Source organism: Shewanella sp. CAL98-MNA-CIBAN-0140 (assembly GCF_040309905.1).
In the GTDB taxonomy this organism is placed as follows: Bacteria; Pseudomonadota; Gammaproteobacteria; order Enterobacterales; family Shewanellaceae; genus Shewanella; species Shewanella psychromarinicola.
The window spans coordinates 1-250 of the sequence record NZ_JBEOPI010000245.1; the positions used below are offsets into that span (position 1 = coordinate 1).

The 250-nt window shown below is 41.2% G+C and carries 1 protein-coding gene; it reads right to left on the reverse strand.

Translation table 11 applies throughout. The features are described from left to right. Nucleotides 1-250: outer membrane lipoprotein LolB (locus tag AAEY93_RS20940; protein WP_351079652.1), on the reverse strand; the 250-nt coding region annotated here is incomplete at both ends.

The following is a 250-nucleotide window of genomic DNA, read 5'->3' on the forward strand; positions in this document are numbered from 1 at the left end:
GTGTGATCGTCAATGGTAGCTTTTAACCATGGGCCTGCGTTATTAACCGGTAAAGTAAACCCTGTTAAACGTTGTAAAAGTGCACTGGCGTTACTATCAAAATACGGTTGGTCATCAAAGATTAATTCGGCGCCGACTGCGGTTTGTTTAAGCGATAAAATCCGTGTGCCAATAAACGTGGTTAACACTAAATAATTACTATTTTGTGTTTGTTGCCAATTTAAGTTGGCAGATTGGCGCTCATCTGGGC